This is a genomic window from Trichocoleus desertorum ATA4-8-CV12, assembly GCA_019358975.1.
GTDB lineage: Bacteria > Cyanobacteriota > Cyanobacteriia > FACHB-46 > FACHB-46 > Trichocoleus > Trichocoleus desertorum_A.
In genome coordinates, this window is record JAHHIL010000018.1 from 80,951 (window position 1) to 97,951 (window position 17,001).

General features: G+C 49.0%; 14 protein-coding genes. 8 read left to right on the forward strand and 6 right to left on the reverse strand.

All coding sequences use genetic code 11. The annotated features are described in order from the left end of the window. Nucleotides 1-82 precede the first annotated feature (82 nt). Nucleotides 83-811, reverse strand: a complete 729-nt coding sequence (ribE, locus tag KME12_14705) for a riboflavin synthase (protein MBW4489036.1) — start codon at nt 809-811, stop codon at nt 83-85. 406 nt (nt 812-1,217) lie between these two features. Between ribE and KME12_14710 the strand changes: the two genes are divergently transcribed. From KME12_14710 to KME12_14720, 3 genes are read left to right on the forward strand one after another with little or no spacing between them, the layout of a single operon-like run. Beyond that, nucleotides 1,218-1,718 (forward strand): bifunctional nuclease family protein, encoded by a 501-nt coding sequence (locus KME12_14710; protein MBW4489037.1) that lies wholly within the window; start codon nt 1,218-1,220, stop codon nt 1,716-1,718. Between the two features lie 16 nt (nt 1,719-1,734). Next, complete coding sequence (locus tag KME12_14715; GenBank protein MBW4489038.1) at nt 1,735-2,862, forward strand: aldo/keto reductase; 1,128 nt, start codon at nt 1,735-1,737, stop codon at nt 2,860-2,862. Beyond that, on the forward strand, nt 2,819-3,616 hold the full coding sequence (locus tag KME12_14720; protein MBW4489039.1) for a hypothetical protein: 798 nt from the start codon (nt 2,819-2,821) through the stop codon (nt 3,614-3,616). Before KME12_14715 ends, KME12_14720 begins: the two co-directional genes overlap by 44 nt. On the opposite strand, the gene KME12_14725 is transcribed toward KME12_14720, so the two are convergent. Then, a complete protein-coding gene (locus KME12_14725) occupies nt 3,605-4,810 on the reverse strand; it encodes an extracellular solute-binding protein (protein MBW4489040.1) in 1,206 nt (401 codons plus the stop codon). The two genes, KME12_14720 and KME12_14725, sit on opposite strands and share 12 nt — an antisense overlap. A gap of 16 nt (nt 4,811-4,826) precedes the next feature. Then, nucleotides 4,827-5,486 (reverse strand): phycobiliprotein lyase, encoded by a 660-nt coding sequence (locus KME12_14730; protein ID MBW4489041.1) that lies wholly within the window; start codon nt 5,484-5,486, stop codon nt 4,827-4,829. Between the two features lie 543 nt (nt 5,487-6,029). On the opposite strand from KME12_14730, the gene KME12_14735 reads away from it, so the two are divergent. Continuing rightward, a complete protein-coding gene (locus tag KME12_14735) occupies nt 6,030-6,407 on the forward strand; it encodes a hypothetical protein (GenBank protein MBW4489042.1) in 378 nt (125 codons plus the stop codon). Between the two features lie 93 nt (nt 6,408-6,500). Here KME12_14735 and KME12_14740 read toward each other — a convergent pair whose 3' ends face one another. From KME12_14740 to KME12_14750, 3 genes are all read right to left on the reverse strand, one after another. Next, nucleotides 6,501-7,631, reverse strand: a complete 1,131-nt coding sequence (locus tag KME12_14740; protein ID MBW4489043.1) for a TIGR00303 family protein — start codon at nt 7,629-7,631, stop codon at nt 6,501-6,503. A gap of 14 nt (nt 7,632-7,645) precedes the next feature. Continuing rightward, nucleotides 7,646-8,446: a DUF2232 domain-containing protein gene (locus KME12_14745; protein MBW4489044.1), complete on the reverse strand. Its 801-nt coding sequence runs from the start codon at nt 8,444-8,446 to the stop codon at nt 7,646-7,648. 145 nt (nt 8,447-8,591) lie between these two features. After that, the gene (locus KME12_14750; protein ID MBW4489045.1) at nt 8,592-9,296 is read right to left on the reverse strand and encodes a Crp/Fnr family transcriptional regulator; all 705 of its coding nucleotides are present in this window, start codon (nt 9,294-9,296) and stop codon (nt 8,592-8,594) included. 548 nt (nt 9,297-9,844) lie between these two features. Here KME12_14750 and KME12_14755 point away from each other — a divergent pair. From KME12_14755 to pgsA, 4 genes are all read left to right on the forward strand, one after another. After that, the gene (locus KME12_14755; GenBank protein MBW4489046.1) at nt 9,845-12,994 is read left to right on the forward strand and encodes a DUF3450 domain-containing protein; all 3,150 of its coding nucleotides are present in this window, start codon (nt 9,845-9,847) and stop codon (nt 12,992-12,994) included. 104 nt (nt 12,995-13,098) lie between these two features. Next, nucleotides 13,099-15,108 carry a hypothetical protein gene (locus KME12_14760; GenBank protein MBW4489047.1) on the forward strand — a complete coding sequence of 670 codons (2,010 nt, stop codon included), beginning with the start codon at nt 13,099-13,101 and terminating at the stop codon, nt 15,106-15,108. Between the two features lie 449 nt (nt 15,109-15,557). Further along, a complete protein-coding gene (locus tag KME12_14765) occupies nt 15,558-16,166 on the forward strand; it encodes a sugar transferase (GenBank protein MBW4489048.1) in 609 nt (202 codons plus the stop codon). Between the two features lie 179 nt (nt 16,167-16,345). Continuing rightward, nucleotides 16,346-16,876, forward strand: a complete 531-nt coding sequence (gene pgsA, locus KME12_14770; GenBank protein MBW4489049.1) for a CDP-diacylglycerol--glycerol-3-phosphate 3-phosphatidyltransferase — start codon at nt 16,346-16,348, stop codon at nt 16,874-16,876. The last annotated feature ends 125 nt before the right edge of the window (nt 16,877-17,001 follow it).

A 17,001-nucleotide genomic window follows, 5' to 3' on the forward strand; every position in this document is an offset into this window, starting at 1 on the left:
CGATCGCTGAGACCTAACCCCCAGCCCCTTCCCTAATAGGGAAGGGGAGAAATTCAATTTGAAGCAATTTGAAGAATTTACTTTATAAGTAGCCGTGTTCTGCTAAGAAGCTTGGAGTAATCACTTCAGGAGCTGGATGTGCTGCATCAGAGCCATTGAGCAGATCGTTGTAACTAGCTGAGCTTAGAGTGTGCTCTAGGGCCTGCCCAGAGCCAAAACGCAGAAACTTTTCTACATATTTGCCCAGAATGTCGCCCTCTAAGTTAACCCAGCTATCTGGCTGTAAATAATGCAGATTGGTTTCAGCATAGGTGTGAGGGATGACAGCAACCTTAAACCAAGTGCCATTGGCGTTGCACTCGGCAACAGTCAAGCTGATGCCATTAATGGCGATACTGCCTTTTGGCACGATGTAGCGGGCGATCGCAGGATCAGCCACCGTAAAGCTCATTTCCCAAGAATTACCTGTTTCCTCTGCCACTTGAAGACAACCAATCCCATCCACATGACCCGTAACAAAGTGGCCTCCCAACTTACTGCCCACCCGCAGCGAGGCTTCCAGATTGACATAGCCCGCTTCTAGCTGTTTTTCTAAGGTGGTGCGGCGTAGGGTTTCGGGAGAAACAGCTGCCGTAAAGCCTTGTGGCAATATTTCTGTCACAGTGAGACAAACTCCGTCCACCGCAACACTGTCACCCAGCGCTAGATCCTGCAAAATGAAAGGGTAGGTACCAGAGGTACAGGTAACCTGGAGCTGATCTTCTCCCAGCCGCCTGATGGTTCCGAGTGCTTGCACAAGTCCTGTAAACACGGTTTTTAGATCACTCAAAAATGCTTAACTAAACTCTGACAGAAGAAAGCTCTAATGTGGGGTGACTCCGCGCCTAGGTGGTCGAATGCTTCGCTAGACTTTAGAAATACAGTCTATGAATTCGGGTCAGGGATCAGGGCATACTGGAGGTCAACAAATCAATTAAGCTTAATGACAACCCAGTTGAGCTGTGATTTTGTACTCCACATTTTATGGTAGAGGTAGCCTGGTTAGATTACTGTAGTTTCATTTATCCTAGTCATTCTTTTGCCTGTCTGAATTGGATTGATGAAGCCTGTATAGAGAACCAGGTATATGGAGATAATACGAGCTTGCCTACTGATCCAACCAGTCCCAGTATATTCTCGAATCACGACTCTCTTTGCCAAGGATTGAGGCCAAACTAATGATTGAGATGAAAGTTGCTGGAATTGCGCTGGATGCAGCAACGCGCCACCCAATCGTACTCTTGAGGGATGCTGCTGAGCGTCGGGCTTTACCGATTTATATCGGCCAGGATCAGGCAAGAGCGATTATCAACGCCCTCGAAAATCAAGCCCCGCCTCGGCCCCTCACCCATGATTTGATGATCAACATCATGGAAGAGTGGGATATGGTTTTGGAGCGTATTATTATTCACTCTCTACAAGACAATACTTTTTACGCGATTTTAACGGTCCGTCAAGGGGAGGTCAAAAAAGAGATTGACGCTCGTCCTAGCGATGCGATCGCGTTGGCTCTGCGAACTAACTGTTCGATCTGGGTGATGGAAGAAGTCGTTGCTGATGCTTCAATTCCAGTCGATCGAGATGCTGATGAGGCAGAGCGGCAAGCCTTCCGTAGCTTTGTAGAAAATCTCCGACCAGAAGATTTTACCCAACGGCGTGAGTTTGGCAACGAATCCTAGGAGCCTCACTGCAAGCATGCGCTATCGTCGGTTTGGCAAAACGAATCTGTCGCTGTCTGTTTTTTCTTTGGGAACCATGCGTTACCTAGCCTCTGAGGCAACGGCAGCCCAAACAGTAAACCGAGCGATCGCCCTAGGCATTAATCATTTAGAGACGGCTAAGGGCTACGGCAAGAGCGAGCAATATTTGGGTCAGGCACTCGCCCAGCTAACCGTTCCTCGGTCTCAGCTATATATCACGACTAAAATTTCTCCCACGCCTGATGCTGCCTCAATGGCTCGACAGCTTGATCAGTCGCTGGCTGATCTCGGCACCGATTATGTCGATTGCTTGGCAATTCATGGGCTCAACACAGAGGAGCATCTCAGTTGGGTTAAAGCTAAACAGGGTTGTATGCAGGCTGTGCAGCAAGCTGTCGCCGATGGTAGGGTTCGGCATATTGGTTTTTCTACCCACGGCTCTCTGGAGCTAATTTTGGCAGCGATCGCCACTGGCTTATTCGAGTTCGTGAGCTTGCACTACTACTATTTTTTTCAGCACAACGCACCAGCAGTGGCAGCCGCAGCCGCAAAAGACATGGGCGTGTTTATTATCTCGCCTGCGGATAAGGGAGGCCAACTTTACACTCCACCGCAAAAGCTGCAAGAGCTATGTGCGCCACTGTCTCCTTTGCTGTTTAACTATCGATTTCTCCTCAGCGACCCCCGCATCACCACGCTGAGTGTGGGAGCGGCCAATGAGACTGAGCTGGATTGGCCCTTGAGTGTTGCTGACGTAGATGGGCCTCTAGACGTGGCTGAAACAGAAGTTTTACAACGGTTGCAAACACATCAAACAGCAACCTTGAAGTCTGAGCAGTGTAGCCAATGTTATGATTGCTTACCCTGCCCAGAAGCAATCCAAATCCCGGAAGTGTTACGGCTACGGAATTTAGCGATCGCCTATGACATGACCAATTTTGGTCAGTACCGCTATCGCATGTTTGAAAATGCAGGGCATTGGTTTCCAGGAGTCAAAGCAAATCGCTGTACAGACTGTGGTGATTGCTTGCCCAAATGCCCAGAACAACTGAATATTCCAGCCTTGCTACAAGATGCACATGAACGACTCAATGGCCCGTCTGGTCGTCGGCTCTGGGGCTAAGCAAATAATGGCAGCTCTTTTAGACCAGTGGGATCCTAACTCTATACGAGTTCGTCATTATTGGATGAAGCGCTTGGTTTGGGGGAGAGCTGTGCAAGTTCAGAAGCAGCGAGGTGCAGAATTAGCATCCGGTATGACGAGAATGGGGCGAGCGCTCAGACTGCTAGGAGTTGGGGGAGCGATCGCGCTGGGATTGAGTCAGCCGTTACAGGCTCAACCTCAGGCTCAATCCATAGCTCAGACCGCCCAAGCTTCCCTAACACCTGTTACAGAACCTCTAGATCTGGAGCTGGTTGAGCAAGAGCAAGAAGACCTAGCGACACTGACCCCAGGAGCCTGTACGGTGAATGGTGTCATTACCTCAAAGACTATTTGCCAAAACAGCATTACCATTCCTAGCTTGTGGTGGCTCGAAGAGCAGTATAGACAGCTAAATGGCAAGCTCGTCAACACTTGGTTAGCCTACCCTAATGCGATCGGCACCTCACGTCGAGTTGATTTGGTCGTGAATCAACAAGTGTGGAGCTTACTAGATTATCTAGAGCGCTATAAATTTATTGATTGGTTTGGGACGACAGCTCGCGATTATGGCTTCAGCACCAGGGTATTTAACAGCCAGGGGCGCATGTTAGCCGCCTACACCTGTGCTGCCCAGCCCACCAGTTCCACAGCTGGTAGCCCGCCTAAGTGTAGTCTCTTGGTAAACACGTTAGGACGGAGTGGTTTGGGTAGACCCGTACAATCAGCCCCGTGATGCGGTTGGCCGCACTGCTAACCATAAAGATTGATATTGTTCGATCGCCTGTTGGGAGAGGGGATAAAGAAATTCACTCTCCTTAATCACTGAAGGGTCAGGTAGCAGCAGTGGCTCTTGCGTTAAGGCCTTTGGTAAAGTAGCGCGATCGAGACCCACTACGGTTGGTGAACTGGCTTCACTGAGAATCGAGAGCTGAATTGCCGTTCGGGGCTGCAAACAAAAATCTAGCCACTGATCTAATAAACTGGCTTGTCCAGAGCTGCGATCTGCACTCAAGTTAGCCACAGCAGGACGAACCCAAACATCTGCCCAGAGCCTAGTGCCTGAGCGCGGCACCACAGCAGCAATCGGACGATTATTATTTATTAAGGGAATAATGTCAGTAGACCAACCGACTGCGACCCAAGTATCTCCCAGAATCAAGGGCTGCAAATAGTTCGTAGAGCTGTAAAGCTTGACTTGTTGGGGTAGCGCTTGTAGCTCTGACTTGAGGGTAGGCACCTCAGCAAGATTGGCGGTATTGTAGGAGCGACCTAACTTTTTCAGCGTCAGGCCAATCACTTCCCTCGGCTGGTCGAGTAGAGAAATGCGATCGCGCAATTCAGGTCGCCATAGATCACTCCAATCGGTGGGTGGAGCCCAACCTTGCTCAGCAAATTTATCAGTGCGGTAAGCAATCACCGTGGTCCCCCAGCGGTAGGGCATACCCCAGACTTGCCCTTGAGGACTGGCTTGCCCCTGGCGATCGCGAGTGACTAGCGTTTGCCAAGCCTCAGGTACCTGGGGCCAAGCCGCAACTCGTTGAGGATCAAGGGGTTGGATCAAGTTTTGTTGAATCGCCTGCGCCAACCAGTAATCCCCCATCGTCACTAGATCAGGCACACCCGTTCTACCACGTCGGTCTTGACGAGCCTGGAACGGCAAGAGCGGGTTGGCATCAGGCTGGGTCTGATCTGCCTGACGCTTCCAGTTTTGCAGTAACTCAAACAACTGACCCAACTGGGGTTCTGGGGCAAAATCAAGCTGAGCAGGTTGCTGCAAGCTCCGACGAAACTTACTCAAAATCTGCGGTGGGATTGAGTTTTTCAGCAGCCGAACTTTGAGAGTTTCACGGTTCGACCCATTACACCCTGCGAGTACTTGACTCAGCCCTAAAATGCCAACTCCTTGCAGAAAAGACCGTCGATCCATTGAACTCTTGTGACTCCTACGCCAACTGTTTGTGCTCCACCCCAAAGCCAATTAAATCAATCGCACTAGGGGTTTCGTGGGGTTGAGGCCGCTGATACGTCACGATTGTACGCAGACGGACGTCCGGTGCAACTAAACGCATTTGATCAACCGCTACAGAACGATTGTAGAACGTTGTCATTTCTAGCGTTTGGCGGGTGGGCTGATAGGTAAAGCGACCTGCGATCGCCCCTGATTCTGAGTAGCCCTCATTCCTGAGATAAAATCCCTGAATCACTTCTCCAGCAGGTTCGCTAGGAACTTCAGCAGCGAGCGGTAAACGCGGTGTCATGCTCACAGTGTCAGGAGATACAACCAAGCTGTCAGACACAAACAAGGCTTGTAGGCTCATAGATACCGTTTCCCCCGTTTCAGAACGAGTGTTAAAAGCGATCGCAAATCCTGGCAAACTGGCCTGGTCTGAAATTAGGTCTGAAAAATCGGCTGTTGTATTTCTTAACTGCAAGCTCGCGGAATCAGAGAGAGCCAAAATTTGCTTTTTATCCCCCGGATTCAAAGGTTGAACTTGGTATTCCGTGTAAGAACGCTCAATTCTCCCCTCAGTAACGAAATGGTAAGTTCTCTCAGTTTTCCACACCCCAGCACAGGCCACAAAAAAATCTTTAAAGCTCAGCATTTCCCTTCACAATTATGATTGAGTTTCTCCGAATGATGATTAAGAGAATTCAGCCGCTAGTCTCAACGAGAATGACTAGTGCAAAACTCTAATCCATTGTTTGCAATGACTCAGTTCCAATAGACAGCAGCACAAGTATATATTTTGAGCAGGCTAAGGGTGGACTGGGTAACTGAGGAACGAGCTATTGCTGCTAAGGCCAGCTTTCAAGGCTAGCAATACTGTAACCATACTAAAACTGGCTGCTAAATACTCAACATTGCTGTAGTTCACAGGGTACAAAAGTCAACTTAAAAGCAGAAAAATAGCTGAAATCAAGCTAAGAATCATTCAAAACCCAAGCTCTGTTATAAACGGAATTTTGTGTTGAGTTTGATTAATTTTACTGAGAAACATAGTTTTTATTATTTACTCAAATCTTATTGAAGAAGTACCCAATGTCATTTTGTCGAAACGTTAAATTATTCAGCAATAATGGTCATGTCAATGAATCCTTTTCTAGGATAAAGAAAATTCATTAGGCTAACTAGGGAATCTCATCTCATGGACCCAGTACAAGAACAAGTCATTGCCTTAAATACAAAAGTCGATGGCCTGCAAGAGCAAATCATTGAGCATTTCAATCATCGACTTTCAGAAGCTGTAGCTGAAATGAAGCTCTTGGTGATGCAGAATCCTCCATCAACGCATCCTGAGATTCAGGGCAGACGTTATCCCTACTCAACTCATAGCAGTCGTGAGATGGGAATGGATCACAAGGATGTATTGACAGATACGAGCTATCCCAGCATGGACGACCAAAGCAGCGAACGTGAGCTAGCTCCTGAAATTCAAATTCGTCGTCTGACTGTTCAATTGACAGCTGCCTATAATCGGATCGCGGCTTTAGAAGAACAACTACTATCTCAGAGAGTCCATTAGCAAGCAGGCTCAGAGCCTAAGTACAGCCCTAGTGAAGACACAACGAAGCCAATCAACTGTGGCTTTAGGTTGTGGCTTTGGGTCATTGTGGTTTCAGGAATGCTTAAGAAGCAAATCTTGCCTACAATCAGCTTGACAGTGGCGTTCTGCTAATCTCTCGATCGCTTGCAACAACTGCCCCTGATCCCAGCCTTGATAAAGAGAAGCTGCGATCGCACATCCCCCTGCACCGACGCCTTCTTTCACATATCCTTGCTCATAGGCTTGCAACTGAGGGTAGCGAGCAGCTGTAAATTGGAGCTGTGTGGCTAAGAGAGGAACCGTTCCAATCAGTGTTGCTAAACCAACCGTGTCGCCTGTAGCATCTTCCGCAACCCAACGAGTGGTGCCAACTACAATCTGCTCCGGTTGCCATGACAAGGCATAAGTAGTGGCGATCGCTCGTAACAAAGCATAAACCGCTAGCATTTGCGTGCCTCCAGCCAGCATGACACCACAACTCTGACTGGCTGCGATTGCCATGCCTGCCACTACAATTTGCATCGGATCGCCCACTGCCGCTACCAACTGAAGCGGATCAACCCTTGAGGCAATGAGACCTGCTTGCTGCAACCCTGCCTGAACAATGGCCCACTTTTGAGTATGGTTGCAGGTGGGATGACTGCTATTAACCTTGCCAGCCGCAGCCATACCTAGACCTGTCAAGATTGCTAAAGCCGTCGTAGTACCACCAACCACACATTCTCCCAAAATTAAATAACCCTGAGGAACTTGGGCAGCGAGCTGCTGTCCCCAAGCCAAGCCTTGCTCCAAAAGATGTTGAACGATTGGTAGCTTCAAAGCTTGCCCTTGGCTCAAGCAAGCCGCAGCAGTGCCACCCAAATCAATGCAAGGAACCGTTGGTGACACGGGTAACCCCGCGTTAAATAAGTACAGAGGAATCGCTTGGGCCTCGACTACAGCTCGTGAAATCAGAACTGGAGACGCGCCAGCGTGGAGAGGCGGTAGAGAATGCTGAGGATGCGCTTGAGGGCCATGATAGAGAAATTCAGCATCGGCGATCGCTGTGTAAAGTCGGTCTTGCGGAGTCGCACCAGCAGCAGAAATGCCTGGAATTAAACCCGTGGCTGTAAACCCTAACACACAGGCAAATACAGGAGAGCGGTGTTGATAGCGTTGGAGCCATTGCTGTCCCCATTGCGCTTGCGTATACACCCGAATCATGGCGGATGAGGTCATTAATCAACCTCGTAATCCAGAATCACCTGTACCCACTTAGGAGGCGCTGGAATCGGGTTGCCCAGTCGCTCTAACAAGAGCCAAGCCGCCAGATGGACGATAAATAGGTAAACAATATTGTTAATCACAATCATGACAGCCGCGATCGCCTGAACCAGAGCTAACTCAGGCTGAATCAGTAACCCTAGCTTCACGAAGCCCCATTCCACCAGCTCGGTAATCTGAGTCGTGATATAAGCCCACAAGTCGTCGCCCAACAAGAGCGACACCAACCAAATGCGAAAAAAGAAGCCGAAAGTACCAATAATGGTGCCAATACTGATAGAAACAAACCAATTAGCCTGACGCCGCCATAAAGCTCCTAATTGAACTCCCAACAGCCCAAAGGGAATAAAAAATAGAATGCTACGGGTAGGCCCCATCAGCACTGATAGCAGCAATCCTGAAACCAGAGCTGACATCCAGGCTGCCCGATGGCCCCAGCGCAAGTAGACCAGAGCGATCGGAACCGGAAAAAAAATTCGCAACAACGGTCCCATTGGGAAATAATAGTTGACCAGCCAGATTAAGCTAGCGGTACTAGCCAAAAATGCGGTCTCCACCATTGCTAAGGGAGCCCCAGCTTGGACATGAGGTTCAGCTAGAGCTAATGGAGTTTGGGGCTCAAGAGAATGGGCGGCTCGCCCAGCTTCTGTAGACGGGGTAGAATCCGCTGAAGCCTTGGGCAACCTCTCTGGTAGACTTCCTGGTAGCCTTTCTGGCCGTCTCTCGGAAGGGCGGTCTTCGGAAGAATCACTCATGCACAGTTCGGTAAGCTAGCAGATCTACTCTATACATAAACTTTAGAACCTATCAGCAGACTCGGCGAGCCTAGTCAGAAGAACTGCCATGAAGCGATCGCAGTCTCAACTGGTGTAGCTAGATAAGCTGAGATGATCACGCCAACTAGACCAAAAGCCGCTCTAGAGCATGCATGTCGGGGATGCAGAGAATCTCGCGATCGCGCACAATTAATTCTTTCTTCTCTAGCTTATTCAAAACCCGCGTGACAGTTTCGCGAGCAAGACCGCTCAAGCTACTAAGTTCCCGGTGCGGTAAGTTAGGAATCTCAACCCCTTTTTGGCTGCGTTTTCCCTGACCTTCAGCCAAAAACAACAAGATGTCAGCTACCCGCGAGGTACTATCCGACTCACGCAGCCGCAACCGTCGATTCACCTGACGCAGTCGCCGAGCCATCAACTGAGCGAGTCGAATTCCCGCCATTGGCTCTGAATTAATTAACTGAACAAAGTCCTGCGCTGGCATATTACCAATAACAGTCGGAGCCAATGTAATCACGTCTGTGGAACGAGGCACTTCATCGAGAGGAGCCATTTCACCAAACAACTCACCCTTACCCAAAATGTTTAGGGTTACTTCTTTGCCATCCAGGTTGTAAGTGCGAATCTTAACCCAGCCATCCAAAATGAAGTAAACAGAGCTACCCCAGTCATTTTCCAGCAAAATCACCTGACCGGATGGATGGGTGCGCATGACCACATGTGCAGTGGCCTTATCGACCATAGCCTCCGGTAAGCCTTCAAAGAAAGGAGCAGCGCGAATTAGTGTAGGGCTAGAGTGAAGTTCACGAGGGCTATACCGATCTTCCATGGGGCCATTGCAATGTAATTTCTATCAATCAGTAAGGCTGGATGGCCCATAATCTTAAGGCCAACTGGTTCAGATTAAGCCTTAAAACACTAGGACAGTAGAAAAATGTCATTGTGACTAATCCGTCAGACTAGCAGGAAATCCACAGCAATAATAGCTTATATCAACCGCCGTAAAACCCACATGCTTTAGCGCTGAGAGATCAGGCAGTGAGCCGGAGGCAAACAGATTGGGTGTCGCGTTGTTAAGATAAATTTGCCAATCTATTCCTTGCGATCGCAAGACAGCAGTAAATATGAAGATTAATCACTAGAACTTCGCTAAGCTCTGATTAACTTCCAGCTAACCTCTACACTGTAGCCTTACATCCCTAGGGAATTGCTCAAACTTACATTTTGGTCTAAGTTCTGGATAGTACAGGATCAACGATTGGCAAGCCCGCTCTAGACTAGAGGAAACTAAGCAGCTCCCATTGGGCAAACTAACCTTTGAAGTATCCAGAGCCGTAATCGCTCTATACCTGTCAAGTTCTAGTCAGGGGTTCCATCGTGACTTCTCAGAAGGACCAAATCCAAACACTGATCGCTGAAATCGATAAAGTTCTCCAGAAACCCAGTACCCGTTTACCTTGGGTCATGTCAGGAGAGACAGCTCAGCAGCGCCGGGTGTTAGAGCGAGTTCGTAGCTATCTCGTTTCTCTACAACAAAGGATGGCTGCGGACGAACAGTTCTCCCAGGCTAGAACCAAATCTAACCTCTCGACCTATGACATTCAGTACCAGCCGACTCAGGCTACAGATTATGCAAGAGCTCCGATCGCGCCTATAACGAGTAGTCAAGATGAAGCTGCGCGGCAAATCTTGCAGGCTGTAGTTCAGGAAATGGATCATTTACGCACTAGCCTGACGCAGCCTCTACAAGCAGATTTAGAAGCTTTACGGCAACAGCGCGAGTCATTGGTTCAGGAAATTAGACAATTAGAAGCACAACGACAGCACTACTCTCTAGCGCAGCAGCAGGCCAATCAGCAAAAAATTATCAGCGAATTCTTGCAGGTGTTAATGGGGCGCTTACAAGACAGCCTCGCCCAGCAGGTCGCTCAAGCTTTGACAACGCTACAGCCTCAGACACCTTACGAACTCAACCCAACTGAACCGATCGCCCTCAGTGGTCGGATGACGGCTGATCAACCTTTGTTCAACCCAGGGCAACGCTTAGAGCAACTGCAAGTATTGCAAGCTCGCTCCGATCAGCTGTTGATGAACCTAGATTCGACTCTCAGTGTTGTCTTTGAAGCCCTACAGAGGAATGTTCAAAGTTACCAAGAGTCGCTATCTACTGGCTTGGAGCGGATGCACGGCCTAGGCCAGCAGGGAGAGGTGATGTTCACAGCTTTGGTGAGTCACCTAGCCCAGCAGCTAGGCCGAGAAGCGTCTTCTTTCCTGTATTCTTCCCTGCCCCCCTCCGAGTTGGAGTCGGGTACTGCTACTAATGCTGAAGCTGCTCCTCAACAGACCTCAATTCCTCCTGCTCCAGAGGTGAGTACGGCTGCTCCTTCCCCGGTTGGCGCTCCTCAGACCCCCGTATCGCAACCCAGCTATGATTCAGCGGCTTTGGACCTGCCTTATGCGGGGGCCGAGCTACGCCAAGAGAGCGATCGCTCCTCTCTGTTGCCAGAACTGGATGATTTGCCAGAACTGGATGATGCGGACATTTTGGAGGACTTGAACCTAGAGGGGCTGGATCTCTCAGGTGTGGAATTAGAGGATGTTGAATTAGATAGTGATAATTTGGATGCCTTGCTGGACGTAGTCCTCAGCAGCAATAGTAGCTCCAGTGCAAATCCATCATCTTTAGCTCAGAGTGAGCTGCCCGATACTTCAGCTCAACCGGGCTGGCAAGATTCTCCAGCTACACCTTCAGCCGATCTAGCAACATCTGCTTCGGAGCTAGAGTTTTTAGAACAACTCGATATTGCCTTGCAGCACCCAGATGCAGAACCTGAGTTGGCAAACGCGGATTTGGGAATCAGTTCTGAGTTACCCGGGTTGGGATGGGTCGCAGAGGCCTCTAGCCAGAAGCCTGGTAGTTCTGAAAGCACTGAGTCAACGCTGGAGCCTAATGACCTCTATGCTGATTTGTTTGGCTCTGACAATTCCGGCGTTGAGATGGAAACACAGCCAGGACTAAAAGACTTTGCCGCATCTCCATCCACACCACCTGCGATCGTGGATTTGCCCCTAGTTAACCCACCTGATGTAGCAGATTCCTGGGTTGAGCCTGTAGAGATAGCAGAAGCCGAGCCTGCCCAGAATAGTGCTTTGTCCTCTATTCAAGCAAGTGACTTATTTGCAGAATTGGAAGCAGCACCTGTAGCCAATATAGAACCTCTGTCAGGAATGGAAGAGGCGGGGATGGAAGAGGGAATTTCATCCGATCCAACCTTAATCAAGAACGAACTAGACAGAAATGATTTGGACGAGTTGGATCAGACAGGCACGACCCTAGAAGATTTTCTATTCGCAGATGCCGTTGAGCCCAGCAGCAATGAGAATTCTGAGCTACTCAATTTCAATCCACCCCTTACAGAAGCTGTAGCTCAACCTTTAGAGGATGTAGAACCTGCAACTGCCCCAGATCCTGCCGAAGATTCTGCCGAGATAGATTTGGATGATTTCAGGTCGAGCTTTATAGACGAGTCAGATGAGTTGGGTAATACCAATTCACTCGCGGAATTGGCAGAGCTATTGGGGGGTGCCGAAGTGGCGACCGAAACACCCTCAGCGGGAACACCTACAACTGCCTCTCCTAATTTATCGAGCCAGCCTAATTTAGAAGATATTGAGAGTGAGAGTGAGCTACTGTTGTCAGAGTTCTCACTCCAGGACGTGCCAGTATTAAGTGCGAATGATACTAATCAGACTCTGGAGGATGCTTATGTGCCAGCTGCTCCTGAAGAGTATTTAATTGCGATCGATGATGATTTAGGAGATGAAACCGAAGCTAGCTTGTGGCTAGACGAGAATATTGTCCAGCAATTGAATGAAGACCTCTTTAGCCTAGAGAGTTCGGATGGTCTGTTTTTTGAAAGTGCCGATGCTAACGAGAATAGAGCAGCTGAAACTAGGGGCTCTGAAGCTAGAGGATTTGAGAGTAGAGAAACGGCCCCTAGCACCCCTAGCAATATAGAGGATGCAGATCTGGAATCTGCTGATCCATTGGCCCTGGACGTGCAAACGCCTCCAGCAAGCTTAAACGAGGCTCAGTCATCCGATTCTCAGGCTTGGGATAACCTCACCTTAGAAGATTTTGCAGAGACGTTACCGGAGACATTGCCTACAGTCGATGCAGAACCACCTGAAGCCCTACCAAATGACTTGGCGGCTTTCTGGGAAGGTACTGATTTTCCCTCGACTTCTACCGAACCTCCTGACTTAACTTTGGATGGGTTTGACTTATTAGCAGATCTACCGGAGATCACTCCGCCACCCCCGGCAGAGAAATTGGCACCTACAGCCCCCACCACTCAGCTTCCCGTCAATCCACCCACAGAACTGGATACGCAAAGCTTAACCATCGATGATGCGTTTATAGGTTTTTCAGAAGCGACGAACCAGCCAGCAGTAGACAATAGCGATCGCAATGTAGAACCGTCCGATCCACCCAACCTTCAGCCCGACGAAAAAAAAAAGATCTAGCAGCTCCTAGCCCTGAAGCAAGCCCTAAAGCAACCCTAGATCCTGACCTCAAAACTGAGCTGAAAAATCCCAGCGATTTGCCTAACCTAGCAGAACCGCAAAATTTGCCAGCCAAACCTCAAGCTTGGGAAGTCGTGGAGGAAGAGACGAAACGGGCTTGGTATTTAGGAGTTGACTTTGGGACCACAGGCTTGTCAGCTGTGTTACTCGATCGCGTCAGTCAGAAGCTGTATCCGATCTATTGGCTAGAGCAAGCACTAGATGTAGAAACTAAATCTTTTCGCTTACCGACCGCTATCTATTTGTCAGCTCAGTCATTAGCATCCCCTGAGTTACCTGAAAGTAGTGTTGCGGTAGGCTCTCTGGCTCTTACAATGGCCTTGCGCGATCGCGATGCCTCAGCGGCCCATGCTTTAGCTCTACCGGAAACGACAGGACTGACACCAGAACTACTCATCCAGAATCTTAAGCCGTACTTGAAAATCGGCATTCCTCATTACGCTGCCGTCACTGACAACTGGGAGCCTGTAGCTCAGTGGTCCGACTATCGCCAAATTCCTCTGAGTTGGTTACAGCAATCACTACAGACCTTGTTACGGACGCTAAACCCCGCTACTGATAACACCTCTAATCTAGTCTGTGGTGCCAGTGGTTTGGAGACAAATGTTCTCAAGGCTGCTTTGACTCAGCTAGAAGGAGTGATATTGGGCTATCCTGCCAATTGGCCTGACACCTATAATTTCAATCTGCGCGAAGCAGTTTTAACCGCCAAATTGGTAGCTCGTCCTGAGCAAATCTTCTTCATCGAAGATGCGATCGCTGCTGTTTTATCAGGGTTAAGAAATCCTCACCGTCCCCAATGGAAAGGCGGCACCCTTGTGGTCAATGCGGGAGCCACCACTACCGAAATGGTAATGGTAAACCTGCCTGATCATCTCCAGGATCTAACCTATAGTGACTTCAGCCTGCGTAGCCTACCTTATGCGGGAAATGTCATTGATCAAGATATTATTTGTCAACTCTTGCATCCTCAATGGTTCCGTCAACCCCGGACTGCCAATCGAGGCAATATCGTAGAGACCCAATGGCACTGGCAAGCCGATCATGCTGCCTTGGATGGCATTGCTTGGGACAGCTTAGGGCTAGACACACTACCGCTACCGATTGCGGGCGAACCCGATCTCGAAACTCGGCATCGCCTCCAGCAACGCCTAGAAAGCTCACCCCTAGGCCAAGGTTTATTGGAGGCAGCTAGACATCTAAAGCTAATTTTGCAACACGAAGACCAGTTTACGTTCGAACTGGGCGATCAGCGCTGGATGATTATGCGGCGACAACTGGAAAGCCAAGTATTTCTACCTTTCATTCAACGTTTGAATCGAGAACTAAACGTGCTGCTGAGCCAGACAGGTTTACCGATTCAAGCCATTAATCAGGTAGTCTGTACAGGTGGAACGGCTTCTTTGCCCGCGATCGCCCGTTGGCTACGCCAGAAACTGCCAAACGCTACGATTATTCAGGATACTTATCAAAGCGATCGCGGTTTGAATTTGGGTCATAGAGTTGCTCCTCCAGAGGGGGTTTACAGCGTAGAAACAAGTGCTGGAGAAGCAGAGCTAGAAACACCTGTTTTGGGCGATCGCTTAGTTTCTTGTAGCCGCGTCGCTTATGGCTTAGCAGCATTGCCGTTGTATCCGCAAGTTCTAGACCTACCTCGACAGCAATATGGCGATTATTTTCTGCTCCTAGAATTGTTGCGCGCTTTTCCAGAACAGCCTGTCTCTGTAGCAGGAATTATGCAACTTCTAGAGCGTCGTGGCATTAACACCCATGCTTGCCAGCTACATATTCTGGCTCTTCTAGAAGGGCATTTGCCACCAGGCTTAATACCTTCAGAACAGGATAGAAATTCTCTAACAGAAACGTCGAGACAATATCTAGATGCTCAAGCTCTCACCGCTGCCCCCCTGTTCTTCAAGGAGGGAAATCAAATCTATCGTCCCAATCTAGAGCAATGTCAGCGCTTACGGGAGTACTTGAGCCAAATAATGGTAAACACCCACCAAACTTTGGAAGAACCGTTCGCGGTCAATTTGCATTTATCAGTGCAGTAGAGCTTTTATATGCTCAGTACTAGCAATAAGTTCGACAGAGCTTAATCGTTGACCTCAAAAGTGGTCCGTAGGGGAAAATTACGAATCAGGCCAACTCAGAATTTTCGCTGGAAGTCTAGTCATTGAAGCAGGCTTTTCCGTATTCATGTCACCGCATTATTACAGCGATCGCTGCAAGCAGGTGTTTGAGGATTAGCTCCAAATAGCGCTTTGACTGAGTTTTCCACAGCAACAGCCACATCAGAAGTTTATAGAACAGCTAACAAGTTCAAAGATTAGACGAATCTATGATATTTCTCTTCTCTTGCATAAAGGCGGCTTCGTATAGTTACAGGTGAGGATACGGAAACCTTAGAGCGACTTACCTATCAGCTGTGATTACAACTTCTGATCTCTCTCCTACTAACTTCACCACCAGCAGTTTCATCAAATTTGGCTGTGCTGCTGACATGCACCCCTCGGTTAATAGCAAAGTCAAGCGCCTGCTCGATATCCTAGGTGCCTTAGTAGGATTGGTCATGACTGCCGCGATCGCCATTCCCGTTGCGATCGCCCTTCAGCTTGATAATCCAGGTCCTATCTTCTACAGCCAAATGCGCTGCGGTTGCCAAGGAAACCCTTTCCGCATCTGGAAATTCCGCTCAATGGTGGCAGACGCCGACCAACTCAAGCATCTAGTCACAAATGAGGCCAAAGGTCATATCTTCAAAAACCAAGCTGATCCTCGTGTGACTCGTGTCGGTCGTTTTCTCAGAAAAACCAGTCTAGATGAGCTGCCCCAGTTTTGGAATGTGCTGATGGGAGACATGAGCCTAGTCGGAACTCGGCCTCCCACAATTGATGAGGTCAAGCGTTACAACAGACGGCACTGGCAGAGACTGAATGTCAAGCCTGGAATGACCGGAGAATGGCAGGTACATGGCCGCTCCACTGTCAAGGATTTTGAACAAGTTGTCAGCTTAGACCTCCGCTATCAACGCCGCTGGTCCATTGCTTATGACCTTCACCTCATCATTAAAACGATTGGCGTTGTCTTGAATAAAGATGGTGCTTGCTAAGCCACAAACAACGCTCTAGGGCTTTGGTTGCAATCGGTTTCTAAATATTTCGTCACTTCAAGCGAAGGCTCTTCTTAGGCAGTCTTCGCTTTAGGCGTTTTAGTATCACCCATTCTTAGGAACATCAGTCAGTACTATTGCAAATAGCCGAAGTCGGTACATATTACTCGCGTTAATTTATGACTGTTCCTACCTGGATCACGCTATCTCGTTTGCTGGGTGTCCCTTTACTGCTTTACGGTTTGCATGATCCCACCCCAGAAGCCCGTTGGTTTTGTCTAGCCATTTTCTTGGTTGCAGCAGGCACTGACTGGCTTGATGGTTATCTAGCCCGCAAGCTGAATCAAGTAACAGATTTAGGTAAGTTTCTTGATCCCCTTGTAGATAAGCTACTGGTCTTAGCACCGCTACTGGCTCTGATTGAGCTAGGCCAAGTGCCAGCTTGGGGAGTTTTTTTGATTTTGGGTCGAGAACTTACGATCGCAGGTTGGCGAGTTAACCCCACTATGACAGGCGGCACGATTACAGGGGCAAACCTCTGGGGAAAACTCAAAACAGTCAGCCAAATCGCCGCGATCGCTCTCCTGATTGCTCCGTTACCTCCCGTTTGGACAACTCCTAGCCTAGTAGCCTTTTGGCTGGCTGTCGTTTTGACGTGGGTATCTGGAGCAATTTATCTGTGGCCGCAACGGCCTCACCCCGTCGCCTAAAACTAACTCGCGGTTATCCCCTCCTTCAGCAAAGCAAGGAGGGGCGGGATAGCGGGCAGTCTTAGCGGTTCAATGCCGCGTGGACTACCAACAAACGCTAACTACCCCCTAGAGTGATTCTGAAT

Bases quoted from the DNA above. Each gene is read 5' to 3' on its own strand.
- KME12_14750 (MBW4489045.1), bottom strand. From the start codon at position 9,296: ATGGAAGATCGGTATAGCCCTCGTGAACTTCACTCTAGCCCTACACTA.
- KME12_14765 (MBW4489048.1), top strand. From the start codon at position 15,558: ATGCACCCCTCGGTTAATAGCAAAGTCAAGCGCCTGCTCGATATCCTA.
- KME12_14740 (MBW4489043.1), bottom strand. From the start codon at position 7,631: ATGATTCGGGTGTATACGCAAGCGCAATGGGGACAGCAATGGCTCCAA.
- KME12_14710 (MBW4489037.1), top strand. From the start codon at position 1,218: ATGATTGAGATGAAAGTTGCTGGAATTGCGCTGGATGCAGCAACGCGC.
- KME12_14715 (MBW4489038.1), top strand. From the start codon at position 1,735: ATGCGCTATCGTCGGTTTGGCAAAACGAATCTGTCGCTGTCTGTTTTT.
- KME12_14725 (MBW4489040.1), bottom strand. From the start codon at position 4,810: ATGGATCGACGGTCTTTTCTGCAAGGAGTTGGCATTTTAGGGCTGAGT.
- KME12_14720 (MBW4489039.1), top strand. From the start codon at position 2,819: ATGAACGACTCAATGGCCCGTCTGGTCGTCGGCTCTGGGGCTAAGCAA.
- pgsA (MBW4489049.1), top strand. From the start codon at position 16,346: ATGACTGTTCCTACCTGGATCACGCTATCTCGTTTGCTGGGTGTCCCT.
- KME12_14745 (MBW4489044.1), bottom strand. From the start codon at position 8,446: ATGAGTGATTCTTCCGAAGACCGCCCTTCCGAGAGACGGCCAGAAAGG.
- KME12_14730 (MBW4489041.1), bottom strand. From the start codon at position 5,486: ATGCTGAGCTTTAAAGATTTTTTTGTGGCCTGTGCTGGGGTGTGGAAA.
- KME12_14735 (MBW4489042.1), top strand. From the start codon at position 6,030: ATGGACCCAGTACAAGAACAAGTCATTGCCTTAAATACAAAAGTCGAT.